This is a genomic window from Rhodoferax sp. GT1R46 (genome assembly GCF_056521285.1).
In genome coordinates this window covers 40,574-66,785 of the sequence record NZ_JBWMBC010000008.1, presented here as the reverse complement: position 1 = coordinate 66,785, position 26,212 = coordinate 40,574, and the positions used below count along the sequence as shown (strand labels likewise).

The following is a 26,212-nucleotide window of genomic DNA, read 5'->3' as shown; positions in this document are numbered from 1 at the left end:
ATGCATGGCGTAGTGGTTTTCATTGAAGGACCCCCGATGGTGGCAGCGCATGAACCACCCCCCGCGAGGCGGGGCCCCCCTCACGCGCCGCAACCATCCCCACATGATCGAGCCAGATGGCCGCAGTCTCCGCATCCGGGTGATTGCCGTTTTCAGCCTGGACGCTGGCCAATTCATGCAGCAGCTCACAGGCTGCGCGGACCTGTTCCCACTGCTCAAAGAGGCTCATAACGCACCCCCTATCGGCTGGTTAGCTGGCTGGGTTCCTGCGATGCCAGTCGGCCAAGCGGCTGCGTTCGGCTTTGCTGGGGTTCGCTTTGAGGACCGGTTTGGGGTCGGTCGGGGCAAGCCTTGGGGCCGTGAGGATCGGCTTTTCCCGGGGTGCTGGGGCAGGGCTGACAGGGCGCTCAACGGCAGGCGTTGGGGCGCTTGGAGGGCTGGCAACGGGGACAGAGGGTCCCGGATTGGGGTCCGTTCTGGGCCGTTGTAAATAGGCGTCAAGGGCGACGCCGACAAGGGCATTGAGGGAGATTCCGACCCGTTCGCAGTAGGCCCGGGCGAGTAAATCGACCTGGGGAGTGAGTCTGATATTAACGGCCATACAAGGTTGTTCGCTCCGGCTAAATCTGTTCCCCCCGTGTTACCTATGGGGGTAACATCGAGTTTGGTACCAGATTGGCCCCATGATGGTACCAGACTGCCGGGATTTAGAGCGATTGGCTGCGAAGTGCATGCTTCACTGTAAACGGCCTGCAAGGGCTCTGCAAGCCCTTTTTGGCGCTCGTAGAGCGTGCCAAAGGACTTGGCACGTAAGACCATCAACGACCACCAGGACGATTCATGCGCAGCAATGGTGCGGCCTTCTGGCGTCACCAGACAGCCCCGCGTGAAGTGCCAGCCCGCCCAAGCCTTGCCCGGCAGTTCCAGAAACCGCAGCATCCGTAGCAGCTTGGTGACCGCATACGGCACCGCGTGGGTGCCAGCGGCCCAGTTATGCAAAGTGCGCAGCGAGACGTGCAGCAACTGCGCGGCCTGGGGGTACGTCAGGCCCAGGTCTGCCAGCAGCGCACGGAAGCGCCGGGCATATTCCATGCGGTCCGCCGGGCACTGAGGCACCTTGCGCGACCGCTTGTGTACTTTATACGATGTATATTATGTTAAGTTAAGTACTGGCGCAGGCCGTCGCAATCCAACGCTACCTACAAAATTGAAAATCCTACGGTTGGCACGCTTGCGTCCGCAAACGACGCACCAAGAGCCAGCTCTCCCCGGCCATGTAGAACGCACTCATCACGGCGCAGCAGCACGTCCGAACCCGTAGCGCCTGAGAATCGGATCCAGCTTCCGTAGCTGCTGGCATCGACAAAGACCACGCTACCGTTGCGCCACTCCAGTCGTGCATGGGTTCTGGAAACTCGTGGGTCGTTGACCACGAACTCCACGTCCCGGATGCGACCAATCTGAATCGGTAGCTCAAAAGACTTAAACCGCTTGGTTGACCCCATCCAAGTTAGTTCAATTTCACGCCCCAGTGCATCGACATCACCACTGGCATACAACGGGTCGAGTTCGCCTTGCATTGTCAGAAAATCGGTGGCGACCTCTTCGCGCCATTCAATCTGATAAACGTTGCACGGCTCCGCACGTCCACGGATATTGATTGGACCTAACACGCGAAATGCTATTCCGGGCATTTCGTCAACTTCATTCAATGAAGCAGCACTGGCCCAAATCTGATGAGGTCCGCAAAGATCACAAAGCCTTGCCGCGACATTCACCGCGTCGCCATAGCAATCACCGGCGACTATTTCAACCTCTCCACTTGCGACCCCAATTCGCATCGCCATTCGCAATTCTGGCTGGCCACGCATTAGACGCTTGGTATGAAGTCGTTGCAGGTCCACTACGGCGTTCACCGCACGATGACCTTCTGGAAACATGGCTAACACCCCATCGCCTAATGTCTTGACGACTCGCCCCCCATGTCGCTCACACTGCGTTGCGATCCACGACGTAATTTCAGTAACTATCTCGGTCGCGCGGGCGTTGCCCAAGGCCTCAAACACCGCCGTGCTGCCATGTAAATCAGTAAAGACAACGGTCGTTTGAACACCCATTCCAGATATATCCGCTTTTTGTGTATGGACAGAGTTTAGATCATTGCGACGACATCGGGCGCATTGACCAAGACATTGAATTTGACGCTAGATGTTGCGAGAAAACTCGACATTCTTTTTGGTTTGCAAAGGTGTATTCGTGGCCAGGCACGTCGGTAGGGAAACCAAGGAAAGTCATCAATTTGACCGAGCAATCGAAGCAATAAAGTACCTTAACTTAGGAGCAAAAACTCACGTCTTAGATATAGTTACTGCTGTAAGTCATTGAAAACAATGTTGTTTATTTGTATTTATTGAAAAATTCTATTGCTGATCTTGAAGATACTGCTTAAGGTAGCGCTAACCACTCAGCTAAAGACATAAAACAATGCGATGGACCACCTCCAACTTCATGTTCAGCGTGCAAACACTGTTCAATGGGAATGCCTCAAACGACAAAGCGCAATGCAAAGCTGCAATGCAGCACATTCGCGAAGCAATGTTGGATAGCTTGTCGCAGCCGGGCTCTGTTGCGGACCACTCGGTGGAACTCAAAGTGGTCCACGCCAATGACTTACAGGAGCTTTGGTACCTGCGTGGGGATCTGATGGCTGCGATGGCGGCTGTCGATGGAGAAGCCGTGGCACGACGAAAACTGATTCAAATCAGTGAAATGTTCAAGGGGTTTCTGCCCAAGGGATTAACCTCACGCCCTAGCCCATTGAGCCATTGATTGGGGCGGTGAGACCCGTTTCAGGCGCGATGACCCCAGTAAATCAGCGCGTCTCGCCCGTCTACCGCGAGGTCAACCTTGGCACCTACCGGCAACAGCACTTTGGTAGCTACATGCCCGTAAGGTAAATTAGTCAATATTGGCGTCTTGGTCTGGCTTCGCAGCCAGTCGATCACCGCCTGCAGTTTGAATCCCTTGTCGTGTGCGGTCAGCTTGAACTCGGTAAATTGCCCCATCAAAATTGCCTTTTGACGAGACAGAACACCTGCATGGAGTAACTGGGTCAGCATGCGCTCAATACGGTAGGGATGTTCCGCCACATCCTCCAGAAACAGAATGCCACCCTTGATTTCAGGAAAATAAGGCGTACCCAGCAAGGACGTCAGCAAGGTCAGGTTACCGCCCCAAAGAACGACATTTTTCGCACGAAAGGCTAGTGCACCGGGTCCCTCATCACGAGCTGGTTCCCGGTGCTGACGCCAGCCGGAGCCTTCGCCCTGCCCCATCAAAAGGTCATTGAAGCAGTCTTCCATGATGTCGTCTGGAACAGCCTCTTCGCCGTGCCCATGGCCGTCGAGAAGCTCCGGCTTGCCGCCCACGCCGAACCCCTCGCACAACGCTGGCCCGGCCCAGGTAACGCTACCGGTTTTCGCCAGGAGCGCCAGTTGAAGCGACGTGAAATCACTGATACCAACAAACTGCGTCCCACGCTCAATGGCCTTGGCTAGCACCTTGTAGCGAATGCTGCCCAAAATACGCGTCAAGCCGTAGCCGCCACGCGAAATCAGTGCAACATCCGCACCACTGGCTGCTGCACGGTGAATGGCCGCCAAGCGTGTGGCATCGTCGCCGGCAAAACGCTGGTAACTGGTCAACGCGTCGGGGTCGACCTCCACCTCATGACCCAGGGTTTTAAGGCGTGATATGCCGCGCTTGAACGCGGCTTTGTCACGTACGGCGCCCGACGGCGAATAGATGTAGATATGTTTTTTCACTGCACCATTATCGGGCAGCGGTCGCTACGACTTTGCCCTGATCCCGGGGGCATTCTGACAAAGGCTCAGCTCGTCACTGCGCGTTCGCGCAACCAGTCCTGCAACTGCAGGGAGGTCAGGGGTTTTGCATACAGATAACCCTGACCTTCATGGCAGCCCAACCGCAGTAAAGCCTCGGCCTGCACCGCTTCCTCGATGCCTTCGGCTATCACCGTCAGATTGAGGTTACGTCCCAGTTCAATGACCATGGAGGCGATATGTCCGCTTGACACCTCCTGGCTGAGTTCCGAGACGAACGCCCGATCAATCTTGAGCCGGTCGATCGGCAACTGGCGCAAGTGACTCAGCGAGGAGTACCCCGTGCCAAAATCATCGATGGCGATCGATATTCCGAGTTCGCGCACCGCAAGCAGTATCTCCAGCATGAAATCCGGGTCCTCCATAGCCACCGACTCGGTAATCTCCAACTCAAGGCATTCGGGTCTGATGCCGGTATCCACCAACGCCGCCTTGAGCTTCACCAGAAACTCGGGATGACGGAACTGAATCTGGGAGACATTGACCGACATCCGCAAATCAGGCAGCCCCATGGCCTGAAGACCCAAGAGTTCGTGACAGGACACGCGGAGCACCCAGTCACCAATGGCAACGATCATGCCCGACGCTTCGGCTAAAGGAATAAAGCGGTCAGGAGGCACAAACGTACCATCTTCGTTGCGCCACCGGAGGAGTGCCTCAACACCCACCACATTGCCGTTAATCAGATTGACTTGAGGCTGGTAGACCACGAAAAGCCGCTCGCTTTCAACTGCATGGCGCAGCGCTTGCAAAAGCCGAACGCGCTCACGAATATCGAATCCCATCTCGGCGGAAAACGTTACAAAGCTGCCTCGGCGATTCCTCTTTGCCAACTTGAGGGCAATGTTGGCATCTTTAAGGGCATCTCGCCCGACAATGCCATCGCATAGCAGCCGGGTTAGACCCATGGTCGCAGTCACAACCATGGAGTCATCCTGCACAACAAAGGGCGTGCGGAACATGGCCAATATGGACACAGGGTCTACCACCTTGCTGGAGCCCATCAACCCGAATGTGTCGCTCCCGATGCGTGCCAATACCACTTGGGTACCCAGCTCCAGTTTTAGCCGCTCGGCCACGGCCTGCAGCAGCCGGTCGCCTTGCTGATGACCCAGCGCATCGTTTATTTCAGAGAAGTCATCCACATCCAGGATGGCGATGACATCGTCGTCAAACGCTCCGGACAAAATGCGTTCGTCGCTCAGATCAATGAACTTATTGCGATTGGGCAGACTGCACAGATGGTCGTAAAAGGCGAGCTCGTCGAGCTTGCGAATTTGCTCATACGCACGCAGAGCGGCGGTTATCGTTGCATATAGTTTGGTGCGCGTGAGTTCGGACTTGGTTTTATAGTCGTTGATATCGAAGTCGTGGATGGTTTCGATTTCAGGGGCGTATCCGGGTTGCCCGGTCCTCAGAATAATGCGCAACTCAGACAACTTGAGTCCTTGCCGAATGGTCTTTATCAGGGCCAAACCGGCGTCCTCACGCTCCATGACCACGTCGAGCAACACCACCGCAATTTCGGATTCCACGCGCAACAGCTGGGTAGCCTCGGCGGCTGAATAGGCGTGCAAGAACTGGAGTGATCGCCCCAGAATCTTCACCCCAGCCAAAGCGAAAGTGGTTGCACGATGCACGTCTGGTTCGTCGTCAATCACCAAGATACGCCAAACCGGCTCATCGGCGACACCATCCACGCTATCGTCATCCAGGAATTGCAGCGTATCTGATTGAGTTTGCATGCCGACTACAGTCTTGTCATTTGTTGAGCCATTGTGCACCAACACCTTGGGGAAAGTACCGGTAGAAATACCGGTTTGAATAAACTTCTGGGTACTTTGTCTCGAATAGGCGCGAGCTATTCGGGATAACCCCAATTAACTGCTCGACGTGTCGAAATAACGGACGGCCGCTTCGGCAATCACACCTCCATGCTCTTGCACGAAATGCCCTGCCTGGGTGATCAACATGGGCTCAGGACAACCCCGTATCGTGGTCTGCAATTCCGTCATAACCGGCAATCCAAGGACCGGGTCCTGGAGGCCGACGGCCATCATTGTCTTGCCCGTCCAGCGTTTTTGCCAGAACTCCCGTGCCTCGCATGAGACTTGCGCGCCCTCGGACTCAGGCTGCTCGGGAACCATGGGTGGAAACGCGCGGGTTGCAGCGCGGTGGCCCTTGTCGGGAAAGGGCGCCATGTAGGCGGCGCACTCTTCAACCGTCATCTGGGGGTTACCCCGGGCGAACAGACGGGCGATATCAAACTCTGGATTGCGGGCACACATCTCTCGCCACCCCAAAAAGCCTGGAGACAGCGCCATATCCCCCGTAGCCAGTGTCGTATTCATGACCAGCAGGCCGGCGAAACGCCCAAGTGCAGCCATAGGCAGTGTCAAGCCAAGAATGCCGCCCCAATCCTGCACGACCAGCACCACGTTGCGCAGGTCCAGCCTTTCGACCAATTCCAGCAGAATCTGACGATGGATGGTGAAGCTGTGCGCAGATTCTCTCTTCGGCTTGTCGCTTTTGCCAAAGCCGATAAGGTCGGGCGCCACCACGCGATGCCCGGCATCCAAAAACACGGGAATCATCTTACGGTACAGATAACTCCACGCGGGGTTCCCATGCAGACACAGGTAGGTCAACTGCGCGTCTTGCGGGCCCTCGTCCAAATAGTGCATCCGTAAGCCCGCAAGCGAAGGCAGATCACTCAGGTAGTGGGGCTCCCACGGATAGCCTGGCAGGTTATTGAACCGCGGCTCAGGGGTACGAAGCGCATCGTCACGCAAGGGGTGCTGAATCATTTTTCTTTCCTCGCGCCTGAGTTGAAAAAAACTCTGAAGTTCGGTGGAGCAAGCGTCCGCCAGCACGCCCCCTTGCACTTGAGTCTGGTGGTTGAGTTGTTTCTGTCCAAACAGATCAATGACCGACCCGGCCGCGCCAGTTTTGGGATCGGTGGCTCCGAACACCACGCGCGCTAGCCGAGCATGCAACATGGCGCCACTGCACATAGCGCAGGGCTCCAGTGTGACAAACAGCTCACAACCATCGAGCCGGTAGTTGCCCAGCACCTGCGCTGCTGCACGAAGGGCCACCATTTCAGCATGCGCAGTCGGGTCATGCGCATTAACGGGCCCATTGCGGCCCGTGGCAATCACCAGTCCGTCCTTGACTACCACGGCTCCCACCGGCACTTCGCCAGCGGCGGCAGCGTCGCGGGCCTGTACAAGCGCCAGATGCATAAAAGCGGAATCACGCATGACTGCTATATTTTTTATAGCTGCTTAAGCATATTTAACGGGGGCTAGAGCCCCGTTGGGTTTGATTATTTATCATCGGGCATAGACCGGGCCTGCTGGACTGCCGCCTCGGCTGCCGCTTTGAACTGCTGCTGTATTTGCTGGGATTGTTGCTGCACTGTGCCGTCCGTTTTGATTGAAGTGGTTGTTTCCTGGGCGCGTTCAGGAGCGGCAGGCAGTCTGATTTCGTTGACAGAGCCTAGTTGTTTCTTCGCCAGCATTCCGATGATCGCAACGACCAACAGCAAGCCCAAAACGCCAAAAATCATTCGCATTACTTTGCCTCTGGTACAGCCATGCCCAGACGGTCCATCCACTGCCCAAGGGCTATTTCGTTCGGATTGCCAGCGGCGTACACGGCACGCATGGCGGCATGGGCTTCCGGCCGATGCTGGTTGAGCTTCAACTTGCACTCCAGACGGGTTACCAGAAGCTCAAATCCGACTATTCCGCCCAGCATTTTCTGGGCGAACTCTTCGCCCAAGCCACGCCATTGCGCGGCATAGGTTGGCTCGTGGTCGCCAATCAGTTTCTTCAGCAAACGGTCTTTCGCCTCCGGCTCCTCCACCAGTGTTGCCTGCACCGTGCAATGCACAGCCACATAGCTCCAGGTGGGAACACGGGCCAGATCGGGATAGACCTGGGGCGACATATAGGCATGCGGTCCCAGAAAGGTAACCACCGCGGTCGGCCGACTTTGCAGATAGCGCCAATGCGGGTTGGGCTTGGCCACGTGGCCCAGCAGAACCCACTGGTCACCGCGTTCCTCCAGGTACAGGGGAAGGTGCGTAACAAAGGGCACGCCCTCCTCGTCCACACTGATCAGACTGGCAAACGGATGCTCACGCACCACGTGCGCCGCGTGGACCCGATCCTTCGCATTGAACTGGGGAGGCAGGTACATAGGCGTTCTTTCAGGTCAGGTGTGGATCATTCCCACTCGATCGTCGCGGGCGGTTTGCTGGAGACATCATAGGTCACGCGGTTGATACCCCGGACTTCATTGATGATGCGACCCGACACTTTCTTGAGCAGCGCATAGGGCAGTTCGGCCCAATCTGCCGTCATGAAATCGCTGGTTTGCACGGCGCGCAAGGCCACCACGTAGTCGTAGGTTCGACCGTCACCCATGACGCCCACGCTCTTCACCGGCAAAAACACGGTGAACGCCTGGCTGGTGAGCTGGTACCAGGTCTTGCCTGAGGCCGCATCCTTGAAGTTATGGAGTTCTTCGATAAAGATGGCGTCGGCACGGCGCAGCAAGTCGGCGTATTCCTTTTTGACTTCACCCAGAATGCGCACGCCCAAGCCGGGTCCTGGGAAGGGATGACGGTAGACCATGTCGTGGGGCAGGCCCAGTGCAACACCCAGTTCGCGTACTTCGTCCTTGAACAACTCGCGCAAGGGCTCCAGCAGTTTGAGGCCGAGCTGTTCAGGCAAACCACCCACATTGTGGTGGCTCTTGATGGTCACGGCCTTTTTGTTGCCGGCACCACCCGATTCGATCACGTCGGGATAAATGGTCCCCTGAGCCAGAAATGTTGCTCCTTTTTTGCTAGCATCTCCCGCAGTCAGGGTGAGGGCTGCCGCCTTGAATACCTCTACAAACTCGCGACCAATGATCTTGCGCTTGGCTTCGGGATCACTCACGCCCTTGAGATGGCCGAGGAACTGGTCGGCGGCATCCACCCGCATCACTTTGGCGTGCAGTTTGCCTACGAACATGTCCATCACCATGTCGCCTTCATTCAAGCGCAACAGGCCATGGTCCACAAACACACAGGTGAGTTGATCACCAATGGCACGGTGAATCAATGCGGCGGCGACCGATGAATCCACGCCACCCGACAAACCCAGAATCACTTCTTCGGAGCCGACCTGGGCGCGAATTTTTTCAACCGCCTCGGCAATGTAGTCGCCCATGATCCAGTCGGTGCGCGTGCCGCAGATATCCAGCACGAAACGATTCAGAATGGCCTGCCCCTGAATGGTGTGGGTCACCTCGGGGTGAAACTGCACGGCGTAGAAGCGGCGGGCCTCATCGGCCATACCAGCGATCGGGCAAGCGTCGTTGGATGCCATCACGCTGAATCCCTGGGGCAATTCGGTCACCTTGTCGCCATGACTCATCCAGACATCCAGCATTCCGTGACCCTCTGGCGTGGTGCTGTCCTGAATACCATCAAACAACCGGGTGTGACCGCGGGCCCGGATTTTGGCAGCACCAAACTCCCGTGTGTGTCCGGCCTCGACTTTGCCGCCCAGCTGCTGCGCCATCGCCTGCATACCGTAGCAAATGCCCAGAACCGGAATTCCCAGCTCAAACACCGATTGCGGTGCCTTGTCCGTCGTCTCTTCGTAAATGCTGGCATGACTGCCAGACAGGATCACACCTTTCAGGTTGCCGTCCTTGGCGTAATCGCGAATCCAGGCGTCGCTCACATCACAGGGATGCACTTCACAAAACACATGGGCTTCACGCACACGACGGGCAATCAGCTGCGTCACTTGGGAGCCGAAATCAAGAATGAGAATCTTCTGGTGCATAGAAATGAAAAAGCCAGCCCGAAAGCTGGACCCTATTTTTTGAAGAGAGGGATTGAGGCCTTAGGCCAAGGGCGGACAACGTAAAACTTGACCTGGGTAAATTTTGTCCGGTGAACTGAGCATTGGCTGATTGGCTGCAAAGATCACGGGGTACTTATTGGCATCGCCGTAGACCGCCTTGGCAATCTTGGACAGATTGTCGCCACTTACCACAGTGTGATAGGTGGCCTCATCAGCCGGTTCGGCTGTTTGCATTTCGTCATTGACGGCGGCAACACCGTGAACATTGCCGTAGCACAGAACGATTTTTTCCCGAACTTCCTGGCTCGCAACCAGACCGGTCACCGTGACAACCTGATCGGCTCCACTGAATGTGATGACCAGATCATCTGCTGGCAAGTCCTGTGATCGGATGTAGTTTTTTATCGCCTCTGAAGCCGACACATTGGCCGCCGCGGCCTTTGCTTCGTTGGTAGGTTCAGCGACTGCCTCCGCCACTTCTGGCGAGTGACCAAACAGTTTTTCTCCCGCGCCCTTGATGAACGAGATGATGCTCATGAAATCCTCCTGGTAAAGACTCACAATATAAACAGAAGACTTCGATGCCCGTAATGTCGGTCCCAGCCCTGTGTGCATAAATGCTCAATCGGCCCGATAATTTGGCGCTTCTTTGGTGATCTGCACATCATGCACGTGGCTCTCGCGGATACCGGCAGTGGTGATTTCCACAAACTCTGCCTTGTTCTGCATGTCTTCAATCGTGGCGCAACCGCAGTAGCCCATGCTGGCGCGGATGCCGCCCGACATCTGAAACACGATGGAGACCATCGAGCCTTTGTAAGGCACACGACCCTCAATGCCTTCAGGCACCAGCTTGTCCGCATTGGGGTTTCCGGTACTGGACTCCTGAAAATACCGGTCTGCACTGCCCTGCTGCATGGCTCCGATGGAGCCCATCCCACGGTAGCTCTTGTAGCTGCGGCCCTGAAACAAAATCACTTCACCCGGTGCTTCTTCCGTACCCGCAAACATGCCACCCATCATCACAGTGCCGGCACCGGCTGCAAGTGCTTTGGCGATGTCTCCGCTATAGCGAATGCCGCCATCAGCGATCAGCGGCACGCCCGTGCCCCGCAGAGCGGTTGCCACACTGTCAATGGCCATGATTTGTGGCACGCCTACGCCCGCCACAATCCGTGTCGTGCAGATGGAGCCGGGGCCAATACCCACTTTGACCGCATCCGCACCGGCCTCCACCAGCGCCAGAGCCGCCGCACCGGTAGCAATGTTGCCTCCAATCACATCCACCTGAGGGTAGTTTTTCTTGACCCAGCGCACGCGCTCGATCACGCCATGGCTGTGGCCGTGTGCCGTGTCCACCACGATGGCGTCCACACCGGCACGCACCAACGCTTCCACGCGCTCTTCTGTGCCCTCGCCCACTCCGACTGCGGCGCCGACGCGCAGTTTGCCCAGAGCGTCCCGCGCTGCGTTAGGGAAACTGGTTTGCTTGGTGATGTCCTTGACCGTAATCAGGCCCTTCAGCTCAAACGCGTCGTTAACCACCAGCAGGCGCTCAATTTTGTATTGATTGAGCAACACTTTGGCTTGGCTGATCGTCGTGCCGTCCGGCACGGTAATCAACTTCTCCCTGGGGGTCATGATCTTGCTCACAGGCAGGTCGTAGCGCGTCTCAAAGCGCAAATCCCGGCCGGTCACAATGCCGACCACTTTGCCACCTTCGCAGACGGGGAAACCGGAGACGCCGAGTTGTGCGGACAAATCCATCACCTGGCGAACCGTATGGTTCGGAGTAATCACGACGGGGTCTCGCAGTACGCCGGACTCATAGCGCTTGACCTTGGAGACCTGCGCAGCCTGCTCTGCTGCCGTCAGGTTTTTATGAACGATGCCGATGCCGCCTTCCTGTGCAATGGCAATGGCCAAACGTGCCTCGGTAACCGTATCCATCGCCGCTGAAACCAGGGGCAGGTTCAAGGCAATGTTGCGTGAAAATCGGGTGGCGAGGGAGGTGTCCTTTGGGAGGACCTGGGAGTACGCTGGCACCAACAACACATCGTCGAAGGTGAGCGCTTTGCCGAGGAGGCGCATGTCAAAGCTCCAAATGTCGAAATTGTACCCGTCGCGCCCTTCGTAAATTGGATGAGGTGCCGATAAAGTGGTGGTGAAACCCGACACTTCGACTGAATTCCCAGGCCAATGAAGGCCTTGAACGATACACTTCATCCATGAAAATGCTTCAACTACTCTTGATTGCAGCCCTGACCGGGGCCTGCGGTGCCGCTTTCGCCCAATGGCAGTGGATCGACAAGGACGGCCGCAAAGTATTCAGCGATCGCGCGCCTCCCGCTGATATTTTGGACAAGAATATTCTCAAACGCCCAGCGGGCCGGGCACCAAGCGCAGCACCCGCCGAAGAGAACGCCGGATCGGCCGAGGCTGCAGCGCCAGCATTGCCTGCCAGCGGCAGCAAAGTTGCCACCATTGACAAGGAGCTGGAAGCCAAGAAGAAGCAGGCTGCCGATGCCGAGGTTGCCAAGCGCAAAGCGGACGAAGAGCGTGTGACCAAGGCCAAAATCGAAAACTGTGCCCGCGCCAAACAGGCCAAGACCAGTTTTGACTCAGGCGTACGGATCGCACGCACCAACGCTGCGGGTGAGCGCGAGATCATGGATGACGCCGCGCGTGCCGCCGAGGCCAAACGCATTCAGGGCATTATCAACACCGACTGCAAATAGGCACGGGCCAGTGGGTTGCGGCTAGTAGCCTGCTTTTGCGCCAGCACGGCGCTTGGCGAACAGGCCTGCCGCTTTTTTTGCGCCCTGACGCACAAAACGTTCCCGACGAGCCACCTTGGGGTCTACGGTGAGTGGACGGTAAAGTTCCACGCGGTCATCAACCCGCAACAAATGATCAACAGGCACTTTGCGGCCCCACACGCCACACTCCAGCGCATGCACTTCTGCTGGCGTCAGCCCCTCAATCAATGCGCTGGACCGAATAGCATCTCCCACAGTGGCACCCTGCTCCATCAGCAAGTTCACTTCGCGCACCTCGCGGGGCTTTGGGGAGTAGACAACCACAACCGGGAATGGCATCTCAGTCTCCGTACACCTGCTGGGCGCGCTTCACGAACGCATCGACCAGACTGGCGGCGATCCGGTCAAAAACCGGCCCCACCAATTTACCCAGGGTGGCGTTGTCGAAACCGTAGTTCAGCGTCAGCTCAACCTTGCAGGCGCGCTGCGAGCCGTCCCCAATCGGGTAGAAATTCCATTGCCCATCCAGATGCGAAAACGGACCGTTAACCAAAACCATGTCAACACGACTGGCCTCCGTGTGGGTGTTGCGGGTAGTAAAACTCTGGCGTACGCCTCCAAAGGACAGACCGACCTCCGCGGTCATTCCGCTTGCATCCTGATCCACCACATTGGCATGGTCACACCATGGCAGGAACTCAGGGTATTGGCTGACACGGGTCACCAGGACATACATTTCCTGCGGGCTGTACCAAATAAGAACGGACTTGTGAACAGTTTTCATAGAATGGGGGTCTGCGCGGGATTGTAGTCAAGCCCTGAGGCACCCCCCTTCATTTCCCGTCTGTCACCCCCATTTGAGTCCCATGGCTAAAAAACCCGCTATCAACACCCGCATTGCCGACAACAAGAAGGCCGCGTACAACTACTTTTTCGAAGAGCGCTTTGAGGCCGGTCTGGTGCTGGAGGGCTGGGAGGTCAAATCGCTGCGCGAAGGCAAGGTCCAGCTCACCGATGGCTACGTGGTCGTCCGTGGAGGTGAGCTGTTCATCATCGGGCTGCAGATCAACCCGCTGCATACGGCATCGAGCCATGTCAACCCCGACAACGTGCGTACCAAAAAGCTCTTGATGCACAAGGAGCAGATTCAAAAACTGATCGGTAAGATAGAGCAGAAGGGCTACACCCTGGTCCCCATCAATCTGCATTGGAAAGATGGCAAGGTGAAGTGCGAAGTGGCGCTGGCAAAAGGCAAGGCAGAGCACGACAAACGCGACACCATCAAGGACCGCGAAGGAAAGCGTGAAGTGGACCGCGCCATGAAATCCCGCACCCGTTGAAATATTTCTTGCCCCCGGGAATAAACCTCGTGCATTGGGCGTTCATCTAGTTGCAGACAGTTTTCTGCGCACTGCACTACTGGAGAAAACCCATGAAATTTCTTGCCATTGCGACCTTGACCGCAGCCCTCCTCGGCGGCTGCGCCTCTATGGATACGCCCTCTCCCACCAAAACCGCCGATGGTGTGCTGACCGGTCCCAACGGAATGACGCTCTACACCTTTGACAAAGACACCCAGAACAGCGGCAAATCCGTGTGCAATGGCCCTTGTGCCACCAACTGGCCACCTTTAATGGCGGCTGATACGGACAAGGCCAGCGGCGACTACTCGGTCGTCACCCGTGACGACGGCAAAAAGCAGTGGGCACTCAAAGGCAAGCCGCTGTACTACTGGGCAAAAGACACCAAACCGGGCGACAAAACCGGTGATGGCGTACTGACCGTATGGCATACCGCCAAGCCCTGATCTCCAGGTGCTGACTTACGGTTCGCTTTAGGGCCTACCATCCGGGCATATGGACCGAACCGACCTCATCGCCCAGATACCCGGTTTGCGTCGCTATGCGCGCGCACTCATGGGAAACGCGTGGGCGGCTGACGATCTGGTGCAGGATACGCTGGAGCGTGCCTGCTCCAAGTGGCGCCTGTGGGCAGCTGGCACTGATCTGCGCGCCTGGCTGTTCACGCTGATGCATAACCTGTACGCCAGCGATGGTCGCCGCGTCGTCAGGAGTCAGCAGGCCGGAACGCGGGTTGACATCCACGACGTGGCCCATGAATTGGTGGCACCCGATCAAGCCACCGATTTGGCACTCGACCTGCAGCGGTGCCTGCTGATGCTGCCCGAAGAGCAACGCACGGTTTTGCTGTTGGTGAGCCTCGAAGATATGAGTTATGAAGACGTTGCCCGGGTCACGGGCGTTCCCATGGGTACCGTCATGTCGCGCCTTTCACGGGCACGCGCGAGATTGCAGTCGCTCATGGATGCCCCGGCTTTGACACCCGAAAAGAGTGATGTACCCGGCGCCGCGGTGTCACCGCTACGCCGCATGAAATGACTGTCAGGACAGAAATGATGGACAGGAACTCTTCCCCCCTCACTGAAAGCGAACTGCATCGGCTGGTGGATCAACAGGTGCATGGCGCCGAGCGTGCAGCGCTGGAAGCCCGTCTGTCGCAGGACCCCGCCGCCCTGGCGACGGTTGCGCAATGGCGGCAACAGCGCGACTTGCTGCGTGGCCTGCATCAGGCCGTTCTGGATGAGCCGATTCCACCAACCCTGATGGCGGCAGCCCGGCAGACGGTCGACTCGCGGCACGCCCTTCAACAGGGGTGGCGATGGGGCGGCATGGCCGCCGCAGTTGTACTCTCTTTTGGCACGGGCTGGCTGACGCACAACGAATGGCAGGCCCAGCGTGGGGGTGCCTTGGCCAAGACAACGCTGACCGCGGATTTCGTGCGCCAGGCGAGCTACGCCCATGCGGTGTACGCACCCGAGGTACGACACCCCGTAGAGGTTGCCGCAGCCGAGCAGGAACACCTGGTGCAATGGCTGTCCAAGCGGGTGGGGAAACCAATCAAGGTGCCCAATCTGTCCTCACAGGGTTACGAATTGGTCGGAGGGCGCCTTTTGCCAGGGGATGCAGGCGCACGCGCGCAGTTCATGTTCCAGAACGCCACAGGAGTCCGGGTTACCCTGTACCTCGGCGCCATCAGCCCGAAGGCAGACGCCACGACAGGTGCCAGGACTGGCGATATGGACGGACAGGAAACCGCTTTCCGGTTTGCGACAGAGGGCGCCCTTCCCAGCTTTTATTGGGTAGATCAGGGCTTTGGCTACGCCTTGACGGGCCCGCTAAAACGGGACGCCTTGATGCAATTGGCCCAAACCGTCTATCAGCAGCTTTAAGTTACTGCAAATTGCGCAGGGGATGCGCATCAGCAGCCCAAGGGCTCACGAAAAACGGCTCCACCATGCCGACCTTGACATCTTCAATGCGTGCAGGATTCCAGACCGGTGTGAAGTCCTTGTCCACCGCCAGCGCGCGAATACCCTCAACCGTTTCGCTCGACGCACCGGAGCGCTCCAGGTGCGCCGTGTGAAAACAGTGGTGTACCAGATCACGCTCCATGCGCAGATCATCCGCCAGTGTCATGGTGCGGGCACGCCGGATCTGCTGCAGCACGACGTGCAGCATCAGCGGACTTCGGTGGCGCAAGGTGGCGGCTACAGCACGCGCCGGCTTGCTGCCCTGGGCTTCCAACGCCGCCACGATAGACGCGACGCTTCCCAGACGGAAAGCCGCCTCAATCTTTGAGTCAATTGGGGCCTCAGCCCCCGTGGATACTGCGTGGTCAGCTATCACATTGGTAGCAGCCCACTGCTGCAATGACTCCAGCGAACCCTGCGTCTGCAGGCTCGCCCAGAGCGCAGGCAATTCAGCGGAAGGCACACACACATCTGCCAGTCCCCAGGCTACGGCCTGTTCGCCGGAAATGGTATCTCCGGTCAACGCCAGATACTCGCCTACATGGCCGGGACAACGACTCAAAAAATAGCCTCCGCCCACGTCGGGAAAGAGGCCAATGCCAGTTTCTGGCATGGCCATCCTGGTGCGTTCCGTCACGATGCGCAGACTGGCCCCCTGGCTGATACCCATGCCGCCGCCCATCACCACGCCGTCCATAAAGGCCATGTAGGGCTTGCGGTAGTTGTAAATCAGGTGGTTAAGGGTGTATTCCTCGTTGAAAAATTCACCCAGAGCGGGATCGTTGGCCAAGGCAGCCTGGTGGAAAAAGCGGATGTCGCCACCTGCACAGAATCCACCGAAAAAGCCTTCCGGGGTACCGGGGCGGCCCACTTTGTTGGTGCCGCGAATCGCGACCGCAAAGATGGCCGGATCGTCTTGCCAAAGCAGTAATGTGGCCAGAAGCGCACGTACCATGGGCAGGTTCAGCGCATTGAGCGCTTTGGGGCGGTTCAGCGTGATGAGGCCCACGCCTTCAACCACTTCCGTCTGGACTTCAGTCAATTCAGGGTTCATATTTCGTTTCTCCTTTGATTCCATCCCAGCAGCTCGTTGGTCACCAGGGCGCCGATCACCAGCGTTCCGCCCAGCAGTACCGTCGGGCCAGGTGCTTCACCCGCCCCGAGCCAGGCCAGCGCGATGCCAAAAACGACTTCCAGCAACGCCAGCAGCGAAAGCTCTGGGGCTTTGAGCACACGGGCACACATGACCGACAGCACGCAGGGAATGGCCAGCTGGCCCACACCCAGATACGCAAGAAGGACCAGATCGTGCGTGGTCGCCTGAAAGGGTAGCGCCAATGGCAGCGTGACGAGGCAGCTGATCACGGCGCCAACAAACACCGCCGGGACCAGATCCACGTCATGCCCCTGCGCGTGGGCGTTTTGGGTGACGGTCCAGTTGGTGGCGCCGGCAACGGGCACGCACAAGGCCACCAGGGTACCGATGAGTTGGTCCCCCGAAACCTGCGCCCCGTACATGTAGGCAATCCCCGCGCCCGCAACGGCAATGGCCATCCAGGTTCGCAGGGGAATGCGATGCCCAATGAAAATCCGGGCAATCAGCGCGGTCAGCAAGGGGCCGATCGACATGGTGACCAGCACATTGGCAACCGTTGTCAGGGTCAACGCCACCATGTAGGCGGTGAACATCACGGACCAGCACACACCTGACACCCAGAAGGCAGTGCCCGCATGGCGAATGTCTGCAAACACCCTTCGCCCCCGTATCAGAGGCAGGATCAGCACCAGTGAGAGCGATGTGAAAAACGCCCGCCAAAACGTGATCTCAAAACTGCGGGCTCCGTCCAGATGACGGGTCACCACGCCCGCAGTGGACCACATCAGCGCCACCGCAGCCATCAGGACGACGGCGCGGTTGTGACTGAGCTTCATGCCCGGCGATGGGCTGAGACGTTAGCGTCCAGCGCGCTTGCGTTCACTCTCGGTCAGGTGACGCTTGCGCAGACGGACCGATTTGGGCGTGATCTCGACCAGTTCGTCGTCTTCAATGAATTCCACACCGTATTCCAGCGTGAGTTCAATGGGTGGCGTGATCTTGATCGTGTCTTCCTTGCCGCTGACCCGGAAGTTAGTCAGCTGTTTGGTACGCGTGGCGTTGACCACCAGATCATTTTCACGGCTGTGAATACCGACGATCATGCCTTCGTACACCGGGTCGTTGGCGCGCACGAACATGCGGCCACGGTCGTCCAGCTTGCCCAGCGCGTAGGTGAAAATTTCACCGGCGTCCATGGAGATCAGCACGCCATTCTTGCGGCCGCCAATTTCACCCTTGTGTGGCTCGTAGCTGTCGAAGATGTTGGAAATCAGACCCGAGCCGCGCGTCAAGTTCAAGAACTCGTTGGTAAACCCGATCAGGCCACGCGCCGGGATGCGGTACTCCAGGCGCACGCGGCCACGGCCGTCCGGCTCCATATTCACGAGGTCACCCTTGCGCTCGCCGAGCGCCTGCATGACGCCGCCCTGGTGCTGCTCTTCAATGTCGGCCGTCACCAGCTCGATGGGTTCGTACTTTTCGCCGTTGACTTCCTTCATCACCACGCGTGGCTTGGACACAGCCATCTCGTAGCCTTCGCGACGCATGTTTTCCAGCAAAATGGTCAAGTGCAGTTCTCCGCGGCCCATGACTTCAAAGATACCTTCTTCGTCGGTTTCCTTGACGCGCAGTGCGACGTTGTGTTGCAGTTCTTTTTGCAGACGATCCCAGATCTGGCGGCTGGTAACGTACTTGCCTTCACGGCCGGCCAGCGGGCTGGTATTGACACAGAAGTTCATGGTCAGGGTCGGCTCGTCCACCTTGAGCATGGGCAGCGGAGCCGGATTGACCGGGTCGGTAATGGTCACACCAATACCGATGTCCGTCAGGCCATTGATCAGCACGATCTCGCCTGGGCCGGCTTCCGTAGCCTGCACTCGCTCCAGACCCTGGAATGTCAGTACCTGATTGATGCGGCCTTTGACGGGCTTGCCGTCCGGGCCTTCCATGACCACCACTTCCATCATGGGCTTGATGGTTCCCTGGCTGATACGGCCGACACCAATGCGACCCACAAAAGTGGAGAAATCAAGTGCAGAGATTTGCAGTTGCAGTGGTGCGGCAGGATCACCGGTTTGGGCGGGTACATGCTTCAGAATGGTGTTGAAGAGAGCCGACATGTCGGGACCCCACTGTTCACCCTGTTCGCCCTCTTCCAGTGAGCTCCAGCCGTTGATGCCGGATGCGTAGACCACAGGAAAATCGAGCTGTTCGTCTGTGGCGCCCAACTTGTCGAACAAGTCAAAAGCGGCATTGACCACGAAATCGGGGCGGGCACCAGGCTTGTCCACCTTGTTCACCACCAGGATGGGTCGCAGTCCCAGCGCCAGTGCCTTCTTGGTCACAAAGCGGGTCTGTGGCATGGGGCCTTCCTGCGCATCAATCAGCAGAACAACGCCGTCGACCATCGACAAGGCACGTTCCACTTCACCGCCGAAGTCCGCGTGTCCGGGGGTATCCACGATGTTGATGTGGGTACCTTCCCAGGTCACTGCGCAGTTCTTGGCCAGAATGGTAATACCGCGCTCTTTTTCGATCGCGTTGTTGTCCATGACGGTATCAACAATTTTTTCGTGTTGGGCAAAGGTGCCGGACTGGCGCAGCAACTGGTCGACCATGGTGGTCTTGCCATGGTCAACGTGGGCGATGATGGCGATGTTGCGGATCTGTTTAATGCTCATGGTTCACTTTCTCTTGAATCTGTTCTTCGTGGCCTTCTGAGGCCACATTCGTATCAGTTGTCATGCCAACCGCCTGCTGAGCTTGAACTTGCGCAATGTCAAGTGGGCTCAGCAAACGCCCCGGTATCAATTCACCTGCTTTGGTATGGGCAGTGCCCAGCAGAGCCGGTGGGTGCGTGCCGTATACGGCCACACGCTCATCATCAGGCCAGTTTCCACGTCGGCGAACGCCGCTCAAAAACCGTCCTGCATTTTCCGCATCCAGCGTGACAACCGTGTGATTCGCCAAAAGCGAATCCACTGGCATCAAACACGCCAAGCGCTCTTCCTCCGTCATGGCCTCCAGCGCCTCCAGCGTCACGCATTGCGACACACCAAAGCCACCAGTCCCCGTTCTGCGCAGCGCGGTCAAATGCGCGCCGCATCCCAACGCTTCTCCAATATCCTCACCCAGTGTGCGGATGTAGGTCCCCTTGCTGCATTTCACTATCATATTGATAGCTGGCTGCGCAGATTCCACGGGGGCTAGAGCCACATTTAACTCAAATATCGTGACGGCACGCGCCTCCCGCTCCACTTCGATTCCCTTGCGCGCATACTCATACAAGGGCTTGCCGTCCTTCTTCAGCGCACTGTGCATCGGCGGCGTCTGGCGTATCGGTCCGGTAAACCCGGGCACCACGCGCTCAATATCCTCCTGCGTCACTTGCACCGACCGCACCGCGATGACCTCGCCTTCTGCATCACCCGTACTGGTTTTCTCACCTAAGCGTGCGGTCGCCGCGTACTCTTTGTCGGCATCCAGCTGAAGCTGGCTGAACTTGGTGGCCGCACCAAAACACAAGGGCAGCACACCGGTGGCAAGAGGATCCAGCGTGCCGGTGTGGCCCGCCTTTTCCGCCCGCAACAACCACTTCACTTTTTGCAAAGCATCATTGCTGGACCAGCCCAATGGCTTGTCCAGCAACAGCACCCCATGCACGGGGCGCCTGGCAACCCGTGCACGCGGCGCATTCATCCTGTCAGTCCTCGTTCTTGGAACGCGACGCCACAGCCTGCGCGATCAAGGCATTCATGTCCGCTGCCTTTTCAGTCGTGCGATCGAACTGAAAGTGCAGCGTGGGAACGGTATGAATATGCAGGCGTTTGAACAAGCCAGCACGCAAGAAACCTGCCGCCTGGTTCAGCCCTTCTGTCGTCGTCACCGGGTCGCCCTTGAGCAAACTGTAGAAAACCTTGGCGTGAGCGTAGTCGGGCGTAACCTCCACAGCCTGAATCGTCACCATCCCGACCCGCGGGTCTTTCAACTCGCGGGCGATCAACTCCGTCAGATCCCGCTGGATCTGATCGGCCACGCGGAAGCCGCGGTTGGGGGTGGATGATTTTCTACGAACCATAGTTCATTACCAATTACAGCGTCCGGGCGATTTCGCGGATTTCGAAGAACTCCAGCGCGTCGCCTTCCTGGATGTCGTTGTAGTTCTTGATCGTCAAGCCGCACTCGAAGCCTTCCTTGACTTCCTTGGCGTCGTCCTTGAAGCGTTTGAGCGAATCCAGCTCGCCAGTGTAGATGACCACATTGCCGCGCAACAAGCGCAGTTTGGCGGTGCGGCGGGCAAAACCCGAGGTAACCATACAACCCGCGATCGAGCCAATCTTCGACACTTTGAGCACCTGGCGAATCTCGGCGGTACCGATGACTTCTTCTTTCTTGTCTGGCGTCAACATGCCCGACATGGCCAGTTTCAAATCGTCCACTGCATCGTAAATGATGTCGTAGTAGCGAATGTCAACACCGTTGTTCTCTGCCAGCTTGCGGGCTCCGGCGTCGGCACGGATGTTGAATCCAATGATGACGGCCTTTGCGGCAATGGCCAGATTGACGTCGGACTCGCTGATGGCGCCCACCGCGGTGTAGACCATCTGCACTTTGACTTCGTCGGTGGACAGCTTGACCAGCGACTGTGCCAAGGCTTCCTGCGAACCCTGCACGTCGGCCTTGACAATAATCGGAACAAGTTTGACTTCGCCGGCGTTGATGTCGGTGAACATGTTCTCCAACTTCGACGCTTGCTGTTTGGCCAGCTTGGTGTTGCGGAACTTGCCTGCACGGTAGGTTGCGATTTCACGGGCACGGCGTTCATCGGCCATGACAATGAATTCGTCGCCAGCGCGCGGCACCTCGGTCAGGCCCTGGATCTCGACCGGGATCGATGGACCCGCGGTCTTGATGGTTTTGCCGTTTTCGTCCAGCATGGCACGCACGCGGCCAAAGGTCTGTCCTGCCAGCACCACATCGCCTGTTTTCAGCGTACCCGACTGCACCAAGATAGTCGCCACAGGTCCGCGTCCCTTGTCCAGACGCGCCTCGATCACCAGGCCCTTGGCCATGGCATCCACCGGTGCGCGCAGCTCCAGCACCTCAGCCTGCAGGAGCACCTGCTCCAGCAGTTCGTCGATACCCTGGCCAGTTTTGGCGGACACGGAAACAAAGGGTGAACTACCACCAAACTCTTCCGGGATCACCTCTTCAACCACCAGCTCGTTCTTCACGCGCTCAGGATTGGCATCAGGCTTGTCGATCTTGTTGATCGCCACCACGATAGGAACTCCAGCAGCCTTGGCGTGCTTGATAGCCTCTTTGGTCTGGGGCATGACACCGTCGTCCGCAGCCACCACCAGAATCACGATGTCAGTTGCATTGGCTCCACGGGCACGCATGGCCGAGAAGGCCTCGTGACCCGGAGTATCCAGGAAGGACACCATGCCGCGCGGGGTTTCCACGTGGTAGGCGCCAATGTGCTGGGTAATGCCACCGGCTTCACCTGAAGCCACTTTGGCCCGGCGAATGTAATCGAGCAACGAGGTCTTGCCATGGTCCACGTGGCCCATGACGGTGACCACCGGTGCGCGTGGTAGCGCCTCAGCGTGCTGCTGCTGCACTTCGTCGTCCGTAAACGCTTCTGCGTCATCCAGCTCCGCAACCACCGCTTTGTGGCCCATTTCTTCCACCACAATCATGGCGGTATCCTGGTCCAGTGGCTGGTTGATGGTGACCATCTGACCCAGTTTCATCAGGTGCTTGATAACCTCAGATGCCTTGACGGCCATCTTGTGCGCCAATTCCGCCACGGTGATCGTTTCAGGCACATGCACTTCCAGCACGCGCGCTTCCACCGGTGCCGACATGGGCTGGTGATCGTGGTTGCGGTCATTGCTGCCACGGCGGCCCCTTGGCCCGGTGCGCCAATTGGTCGAGCGACCGGCTCCCGCACCGGTGTCACCACGGGTAGGAATAGCTTTCTTCTTGGCTGGATCGCCTGCCCAACTGGAGGACAATTTGGCCGATTTCACTTCCTTGCCAGCGCCAGCAGGAGTGGTGCCCGCAGCGCCAGGCGCCGCCGGTTTTGCCGGCTTTGCCACTGTGCTTCCGGCTGCTGGCTTGTGCAGAGTGCCTTTAACGCCAGCTACCGCCGGCTTGACTTCTTCGGGCTTGTGGGCCACCAGCACGCGTTTAGGCGCAGACATCATGGAGCGAATCGCAGCCGCTTCGGCTTCGGCCTTGCGACGACGCTCGTTCAGGTCCACAGCACGCACTGCCTCTTCATCGGCACGGGCCTTGGATTCGGCGGCGGCTTTTTCTCTCGCTTCAACCTGCGCCGCAGCACGGGCTGCAGCAGCTTCGATGGCCTCAGCACTGGCTTCTGTCTTGCTTGTAGAGGCCAGGCTCTTCTTCTCTTGTTCTGCGGCCGCATAGCTTGCGGCACGCTCTTCCGCATCGCGTTCGCGTTTTTCGTCCGCTTCACGCAGGCGACGCTTTTCCACCAAATCTTCTTCCTGGCGGCGGATCAGCTCCGCTTGGCGTCGCGCTTCTTCTTCGCGGCGTCCGAGCTCGGCGTGGTCAATCACCGGCTCAGCCGACTCTTGAACAGGAACTTCCCGCTCCTGTGCTTCAACGGGCTGCTCGACTTCGTCGTCACGGCGTACAAACGTGCGTTTTTTGCGCACCTCCACCTGAATGGTGCGTGCCTTGCCTGTTGCATCGGCCTGTTTGATTTCTGTGGTCTGCTTTTTCACGAGCGTGATCTTCTTGCGCTCGGAACTGGCCGTTCCATGGCTACTTTGAAGATAATTCAGCAAGCTGTGCTTGTCGGCATCGGTCAGGACATCCGAGGCAGCCGCCTTGGCTACCCCGGCTGACTTCAACTGCTCAAGCAGCGTGTCAGTGGATTTTTTGAGTTCACTTGCAAACTCGGCGACGGTCGTACTGGACATTTGTTGTGTAACCTTTCATGACCATTACTCTTGAGAAGCGGCGTCATTGGTAAACCAATGTTCGCGCGCCTTCATGATCAAGGTCTTGGCTTCGTCCGCAGACTGGCCGGTGATTTCTGTGAGTTCGTCAACGGCCAAATCAGCCAGATCGTCGCGGGTATGCACGCCGCCGTCTGCCAGTTTGCCGATCAATTCGGGAGTCAGGCCTTGAAGGTCACGCAAATCCTGCGAGACTTCTTCAACACTTTCCTCATGCGCAATCTCCATCGTCAGCAGAGCGTTCTTGGCACGGGTGCGCAGCTCATTGACGGTGTCTTCATCAAAGGACTCAATCTCCAGCATTTCCTGAAGCGGCACATAGGCCACCTCTTCGAGACTGGTGAAGCCTTCGGCGATCAGAATGTCGGCGATTTCCTCGTCCACATCGAGTTTTTCCATAAACAGCTTGCGACCGATATCGGTTTCGCTGGCTTGCTTCTGGGCCGACTCTGCGGCATCAAGAATATTGATTCTCCAGCCTGTCAGCTCGGACGCGAGGCGCACATTCTGTCCACCACGGCCGATGGCAATCGCGAGGTTTTCCTCGTCCACCACGACGTCCATGGCGTGGCGCTCTTCATCCACCACGATGCTGGAGACGTTGGCCGGAGCCAGCGCACCGATCACGAACTGCGCCGGATCTTCGCTCCACAACACAATGTCGACACGCTCGCCAGCGAGTTCATTGGTCACGCCATTGACGCGGGTTCCCCGTACACCCACACAGGTGCCAATCGGATCGACCCGCTTGTCATGCGACAGAACCGCAATCTTGGCGCGTGAACCGGGGTCACGGGCGCAGGATTTGATCTCCAGCAGGCCTTGTTCAATTTCGGGCACTTCCTGACGGAACAGCTCAATCATGAATTCCGGTGCGGAACGGGACAGCAGAATGGGTGCACCACGCAGTGTCAGGTCCACCTCCATGATCATGGCGCGAACCCGGTCACCGGTACGCAGGTTTTCCTTGGGGATCATCTCGCTGCGGCGCAGACGACCTTCGACGCGACCGCTCTCCACAATGAGGTCACCTTTGTCCATGCGCTTCACAGTGCCAACAAAGATTTTTTCACCGCGGGACATGAAGTCGTTGAGCAACATTTCGCGCTCAGCATCACGGATTTTTTGCAAAATAACCTGCTTGGCAGCCATGGCACCAATGCGGCCGATCGGCACCGAAGGAATGGACTCCTCGATGTGCTCATCCACCTCGATATCGGCTATCTGCTCTTTTGCTTCAAACAGCAGTATTTCCTGGTCAGGCAGCTGCAGACCAGCCTCATCGGGGACCACGTGCCAACGGCGGAAGGTTTCGTAGTTGCCGCTGTCACGATCCAGTGCGACGCGGATATCCACGTCGCCGGGATACAGCTTTTTGGTCGCTTGGGCCAAAGCCGCTTCCACGGCGCCCATTACCACATCACGTTCCACGTTTTTCTCACGTGAAATTGCTTCTATCAGCATCAACAGTTCGCGATTCATGCCATGACTCTCCTGAATACTCGAATTAACCAATACAAAACTAAAAAAATCTTGATGCAAACCTAATGGGGTCTGCAAGCTGTCAAGCCGTGTCTGCGTCCGCCACACCATCGCTGGCATCCGCCGCACCGCGACCCTTGAAACTCACAATGGGCGCAAGACGCGCGTCACGCAATTCATCAAGCGCAAAACCCAGTGCCTGCAATGGCGGAGGAACGCGCTTCTTGCTAACTTTCTGACCCGGCTTGACTGCCGGCGCATCGCTCCAGACGATTTGCCAGCCCACGCTGCCGTCGGCGGCGACAAGCTTCTCCAGCTCGCCGCGAAATTTCTTGCGACTGGGATGCACTTGCCCTGCCGCAGCCTCGCCCATCGGAGCCTTGAGGTTGAGGTCAATGATGTGACCCACAAATCGCTCAAAATCCTGCGCATGCCGCAAAGGGCGATCTATGCCAGGGGAAGAAACTTCCAGCCGCTTGTATTCGATACCATCCACTTCCAGCGCAAAAAGCAACTGGCGATTGACTTTTTCACAATCTTCCACATTGATGAATTGCTGTGGTGCAGCGACACCGTCGACCGGCGCAACCCAGGGCAAATCAATCGTGATGCGCAGCAAGCCCCCCGCGGAGCGTTCAATCTCCACCAAGTCATATCCCAGACCGCTAACGGTTTGTTCAACAATTTCCTGCAATGCCACGTGAAATCAGCCCATTCAAAAACAATCGCCCAAAAAAAACGGGCGGTAGTTACCCGCCCGTTTGGTCGTGAGCCCGG

27 protein-coding genes are annotated in these 26,212 nt (G+C 57.7%); 6 read left to right on the top strand and 21 right to left on the bottom strand.

Translation table 11 applies throughout. The features are described from left to right. Positions 1–19: 19 nt before the first annotated feature. From AC097W_RS16530 to AC097W_RS16520, 3 genes are all read right to left on the bottom strand, one after another. Positions 20–229, bottom strand: coding sequence for a hypothetical protein (locus AC097W_RS16530; protein WP_479603722.1), 210 nt, complete (start codon positions 227–229; stop codon positions 20–22). Next, positions 226–1,092 carry a VC1465 family Xer recombination activation factor gene (locus AC097W_RS16525; RefSeq protein WP_479603721.1) on the bottom strand — a complete coding sequence of 289 codons (867 nt, stop codon included), beginning with the start codon at positions 1,090–1,092 and terminating at the stop codon, positions 226–228. Before AC097W_RS16525 ends, AC097W_RS16530 begins: the two co-directional genes overlap by 4 nt. Positions 1,093–1,199: 107 nt before the next feature. Next, on the bottom strand, positions 1,200–2,117 hold the full coding sequence (locus tag AC097W_RS16520) for an adenylate/guanylate cyclase domain-containing protein (protein WP_479603720.1): 918 nt from the start codon (positions 2,115–2,117) through the stop codon (positions 1,200–1,202). A gap of 367 nt (positions 2,118–2,484) precedes the next feature. Between AC097W_RS16520 and AC097W_RS16515 the strand changes: the two genes are divergently transcribed. Then, positions 2,485–2,829, top strand: a complete 345-nt coding sequence (locus AC097W_RS16515; RefSeq protein ID WP_479603719.1) for a hypothetical protein — start codon at positions 2,485–2,487, stop codon at positions 2,827–2,829. A gap of 20 nt (positions 2,830–2,849) precedes the next feature. Here AC097W_RS16515 and AC097W_RS16510 read toward each other — a convergent pair whose 3' ends face one another. The 8 genes from AC097W_RS16510 to guaB all read right to left on the bottom strand — a co-directional run bounded on the left by AC097W_RS16510 (position 2,850) and on the right by guaB (position 11,863). After that, positions 2,850–3,824, bottom strand: a complete 975-nt coding sequence (locus tag AC097W_RS16510) for an LD-carboxypeptidase (RefSeq protein ID WP_479603718.1) — start codon at positions 3,822–3,824, stop codon at positions 2,850–2,852. Positions 3,825–3,889: 65 nt separating this feature from the next. Next, positions 3,890–5,647: a putative bifunctional diguanylate cyclase/phosphodiesterase gene (locus AC097W_RS16505; RefSeq protein WP_479603717.1), complete on the bottom strand. Its 1,758-nt coding sequence runs from the start codon at positions 5,645–5,647 to the stop codon at positions 3,890–3,892. 135 nt (positions 5,648–5,782) lie between these two features. Beyond that, positions 5,783–7,165: a tRNA adenosine(34) deaminase TadA gene (gene tadA, locus AC097W_RS16500; protein WP_479603716.1), complete on the bottom strand. Its 1,383-nt coding sequence runs from the start codon at positions 7,163–7,165 to the stop codon at positions 5,783–5,785. 65 nt (positions 7,166–7,230) lie between these two features. Next, entirely contained in the window at positions 7,231–7,479 is a 249-nt protein-coding gene (locus AC097W_RS16495) for a hypothetical protein (protein ID WP_479603715.1), read from the bottom strand. Then, complete coding sequence (locus AC097W_RS16490) at positions 7,479–8,108, bottom strand: FMN-binding negative transcriptional regulator (protein WP_479603714.1); 630 nt, start codon at positions 8,106–8,108, stop codon at positions 7,479–7,481. Before AC097W_RS16490 ends, AC097W_RS16495 begins: the two co-directional genes overlap by 1 nt. A 26-nt stretch (positions 8,109–8,134) precedes the next feature. Next, complete coding sequence (gene guaA / locus AC097W_RS16485) at positions 8,135–9,751, bottom strand: glutamine-hydrolyzing GMP synthase (RefSeq protein WP_479603713.1); 1,617 nt, start codon at positions 9,749–9,751, stop codon at positions 8,135–8,137. Positions 9,752–9,811: 60 nt separating this feature from the next. After that, positions 9,812–10,309, bottom strand: coding sequence for a peptidoglycan-binding protein LysM (lysM, locus tag AC097W_RS16480; RefSeq protein WP_479603864.1), 498 nt, complete (start codon positions 10,307–10,309; stop codon positions 9,812–9,814). An 84-nt stretch (positions 10,310–10,393) separates the two neighbouring features. Then, on the bottom strand, positions 10,394–11,863 hold the full coding sequence (guaB, locus tag AC097W_RS16475) for an IMP dehydrogenase (protein ID WP_479603712.1): 1,470 nt from the start codon (positions 11,861–11,863) through the stop codon (positions 10,394–10,396). A 137-nt stretch (positions 11,864–12,000) separates the two neighbouring features. Between guaB and AC097W_RS16470 the strand changes: the two genes are divergently transcribed. Next, complete coding sequence (locus AC097W_RS16470) at positions 12,001–12,510, top strand: DUF4124 domain-containing protein (protein ID WP_479603711.1); 510 nt, start codon at positions 12,001–12,003, stop codon at positions 12,508–12,510. Positions 12,511–12,531: 21 nt separating this feature from the next. On the opposite strand, the gene AC097W_RS16465 is transcribed toward AC097W_RS16470, so the two are convergent. Together AC097W_RS16465 and AC097W_RS16460 are read right to left on the bottom strand one after the other, a co-directional pair. Then, the gene (locus AC097W_RS16465; protein WP_479603710.1) at positions 12,532–12,870 is read right to left on the bottom strand and encodes an RnfH family protein; all 339 of its coding nucleotides are present in this window, start codon (positions 12,868–12,870) and stop codon (positions 12,532–12,534) included. Position 12,871: 1 nt separating this feature from the next. Then, positions 12,872–13,315 carry a type II toxin-antitoxin system RatA family toxin gene (locus AC097W_RS16460; protein ID WP_479603709.1) on the bottom strand — a complete coding sequence of 148 codons (444 nt, stop codon included), beginning with the start codon at positions 13,313–13,315 and terminating at the stop codon, positions 12,872–12,874. Positions 13,316–13,397: 82 nt separating this feature from the next. Between AC097W_RS16460 and smpB the strand changes: the two genes are divergently transcribed. The 4 genes from smpB to AC097W_RS16440 all read left to right on the top strand — a co-directional run bounded on the left by smpB (position 13,398) and on the right by AC097W_RS16440 (position 15,781). After that, a complete protein-coding gene (gene smpB, locus AC097W_RS16455; protein ID WP_479603708.1) occupies positions 13,398–13,871 on the top strand; it encodes an SsrA-binding protein SmpB in 474 nt (157 codons plus the stop codon). 92 nt (positions 13,872–13,963) lie between these two features. Beyond that, positions 13,964–14,338 carry a COG4315 family predicted lipoprotein gene (locus tag AC097W_RS16450; RefSeq protein ID WP_479603707.1) on the top strand — a complete coding sequence of 125 codons (375 nt, stop codon included), beginning with the start codon at positions 13,964–13,966 and terminating at the stop codon, positions 14,336–14,338. Positions 14,339–14,387: 49 nt separating this feature from the next. Further along, entirely contained in the window at positions 14,388–14,930 is a 543-nt protein-coding gene (locus tag AC097W_RS16445; protein ID WP_479603706.1) for a sigma-70 family RNA polymerase sigma factor, read from the top strand. A 17-nt stretch (positions 14,931–14,947) separates the two neighbouring features. Further along, entirely contained in the window at positions 14,948–15,781 is an 834-nt protein-coding gene (locus AC097W_RS16440; RefSeq protein ID WP_479603705.1) for an anti-sigma factor family protein, read from the top strand. Position 15,782: 1 nt separating this feature from the next. Here the strand turns inward: AC097W_RS16440 and AC097W_RS16435 are convergent, their stop codons facing one another. The 8 genes from AC097W_RS16435 to rimP form a co-directional block, all read right to left on the bottom strand. After that, complete coding sequence (locus AC097W_RS16435) at positions 15,783–16,916, bottom strand: enoyl-CoA hydratase/isomerase family protein (protein WP_479603704.1); 1,134 nt, start codon at positions 16,914–16,916, stop codon at positions 15,783–15,785. Continuing rightward, positions 16,913–17,794, bottom strand: a complete 882-nt coding sequence (locus tag AC097W_RS16430) for a DMT family transporter (protein WP_479603703.1) — start codon at positions 17,792–17,794, stop codon at positions 16,913–16,915. The genes AC097W_RS16435 and AC097W_RS16430 overlap by 4 nt, the downstream gene beginning before the upstream one ends. A gap of 21 nt (positions 17,795–17,815) precedes the next feature. Beyond that, on the bottom strand, positions 17,816–19,639 hold the full coding sequence (gene typA / locus AC097W_RS16425) for a translational GTPase TypA (RefSeq protein ID WP_479603702.1): 1,824 nt from the start codon (positions 19,637–19,639) through the stop codon (positions 17,816–17,818). Continuing rightward, positions 19,629–20,657 (bottom strand): tRNA pseudouridine(55) synthase TruB, encoded by a 1,029-nt coding sequence (truB, locus tag AC097W_RS16420; RefSeq protein WP_479603701.1) that lies wholly within the window; start codon positions 20,655–20,657, stop codon positions 19,629–19,631. Before truB ends, typA begins: the two co-directional genes overlap by 11 nt. Before the next feature lie 4 nt (positions 20,658–20,661). After that, on the bottom strand, positions 20,662–21,036 hold the full coding sequence (rbfA, locus tag AC097W_RS16415; protein ID WP_479603700.1) for a 30S ribosome-binding factor RbfA: 375 nt from the start codon (positions 21,034–21,036) through the stop codon (positions 20,662–20,664). Positions 21,037–21,049: 13 nt separating this feature from the next. Further along, positions 21,050–23,914, bottom strand: coding sequence for a translation initiation factor IF-2 (infB, locus tag AC097W_RS16410; protein ID WP_479603699.1), 2,865 nt, complete (start codon positions 23,912–23,914; stop codon positions 21,050–21,052). A 24-nt stretch (positions 23,915–23,938) separates the two neighbouring features. Further along, positions 23,939–25,435, bottom strand: coding sequence for a transcription termination factor NusA (gene nusA, locus AC097W_RS16405; RefSeq protein ID WP_479603698.1), 1,497 nt, complete (start codon positions 25,433–25,435; stop codon positions 23,939–23,941). Between the two features lie 82 nt (positions 25,436–25,517). Then, positions 25,518–26,135 (bottom strand): ribosome maturation factor RimP, encoded by a 618-nt coding sequence (gene rimP / locus AC097W_RS16400; protein WP_479603697.1) that lies wholly within the window; start codon positions 26,133–26,135, stop codon positions 25,518–25,520. Positions 26,136–26,212: the final 77 nt, after the last annotated feature.

Coding starts and splice junctions, on each gene's coding strand:
- AC097W_RS16530 (WP_479603722.1), bottom strand. CDS start 229: ATGAGCCTCTTTGAGCAGTGGGAACAGGTCCGCGCAGCCTGTGAGCTG.
- AC097W_RS16525 (WP_479603721.1), bottom strand. CDS start 1,092: ATGGAATATGCCCGGCGCTTCCGTGCGCTGCTGGCAGACCTGGGCCTG.
- AC097W_RS16520 (WP_479603720.1), bottom strand. CDS start 2,117: ATGGGTGTTCAAACGACCGTTGTCTTTACTGATTTACATGGCAGCACG.
- AC097W_RS16515 (WP_479603719.1), top strand. CDS start 2,485: ATGCGATGGACCACCTCCAACTTCATGTTCAGCGTGCAAACACTGTTC.
- AC097W_RS16505 (WP_479603717.1), bottom strand. CDS start 5,647: ATGCAAACTCAATCAGATACGCTGCAATTCCTGGATGACGATAGCGTG.
- tadA (WP_479603716.1), bottom strand. CDS start 7,165: ATGCGTGATTCCGCTTTTATGCATCTGGCGCTTGTACAGGCCCGCGAC.
- AC097W_RS16495 (WP_479603715.1), bottom strand. CDS start 7,479: ATGCGAATGATTTTTGGCGTTTTGGGCTTGCTGTTGGTCGTTGCGATC.
- AC097W_RS16490 (WP_479603714.1), bottom strand. CDS start 8,108: ATGTACCTGCCTCCCCAGTTCAATGCGAAGGATCGGGTCCACGCGGCG.
- guaA (WP_479603713.1), bottom strand. CDS start 9,751: ATGCACCAGAAGATTCTCATTCTTGATTTCGGCTCCCAAGTGACGCAG.
- lysM (WP_479603864.1), bottom strand. CDS start 10,309: ATGAGCATCATCTCGTTCATCAAGGGCGCGGGAGAAAAACTGTTTGGT.
- guaB (WP_479603712.1), bottom strand. CDS start 11,863: ATGCGCCTCCTCGGCAAAGCGCTCACCTTCGACGATGTGTTGTTGGTG.
- AC097W_RS16470 (WP_479603711.1), top strand. CDS start 12,001: ATGAAAATGCTTCAACTACTCTTGATTGCAGCCCTGACCGGGGCCTGC.
- AC097W_RS16465 (WP_479603710.1), bottom strand. CDS start 12,870: ATGCCATTCCCGGTTGTGGTTGTCTACTCCCCAAAGCCCCGCGAGGTG.
- AC097W_RS16460 (WP_479603709.1), bottom strand. CDS start 13,315: ATGAAAACTGTTCACAAGTCCGTTCTTATTTGGTACAGCCCGCAGGAA.
- smpB (WP_479603708.1), top strand. CDS start 13,398: ATGGCTAAAAAACCCGCTATCAACACCCGCATTGCCGACAACAAGAAG.
- AC097W_RS16450 (WP_479603707.1), top strand. CDS start 13,964: ATGAAATTTCTTGCCATTGCGACCTTGACCGCAGCCCTCCTCGGCGGC.
- AC097W_RS16445 (WP_479603706.1), top strand. CDS start 14,388: ATGGACCGAACCGACCTCATCGCCCAGATACCCGGTTTGCGTCGCTAT.
- AC097W_RS16440 (WP_479603705.1), top strand. CDS start 14,948: ATGGACAGGAACTCTTCCCCCCTCACTGAAAGCGAACTGCATCGGCTG.
- AC097W_RS16435 (WP_479603704.1), bottom strand. CDS start 16,916: ATGAACCCTGAATTGACTGAAGTCCAGACGGAAGTGGTTGAAGGCGTG.
- AC097W_RS16430 (WP_479603703.1), bottom strand. CDS start 17,794: ATGAAGCTCAGTCACAACCGCGCCGTCGTCCTGATGGCTGCGGTGGCG.
- typA (WP_479603702.1), bottom strand. CDS start 19,639: ATGAGCATTAAACAGATCCGCAACATCGCCATCATCGCCCACGTTGAC.
- truB (WP_479603701.1), bottom strand. CDS start 20,657: ATGAATGCGCCGCGTGCACGGGTTGCCAGGCGCCCCGTGCATGGGGTG.
- rbfA (WP_479603700.1), bottom strand. CDS start 21,036: ATGGTTCGTAGAAAATCATCCACCCCCAACCGCGGCTTCCGCGTGGCC.
- infB (WP_479603699.1), bottom strand. CDS start 23,914: ATGTCCAGTACGACCGTCGCCGAGTTTGCAAGTGAACTCAAAAAATCC.
- nusA (WP_479603698.1), bottom strand. CDS start 25,435: ATGAATCGCGAACTGTTGATGCTGATAGAAGCAATTTCACGTGAGAAA.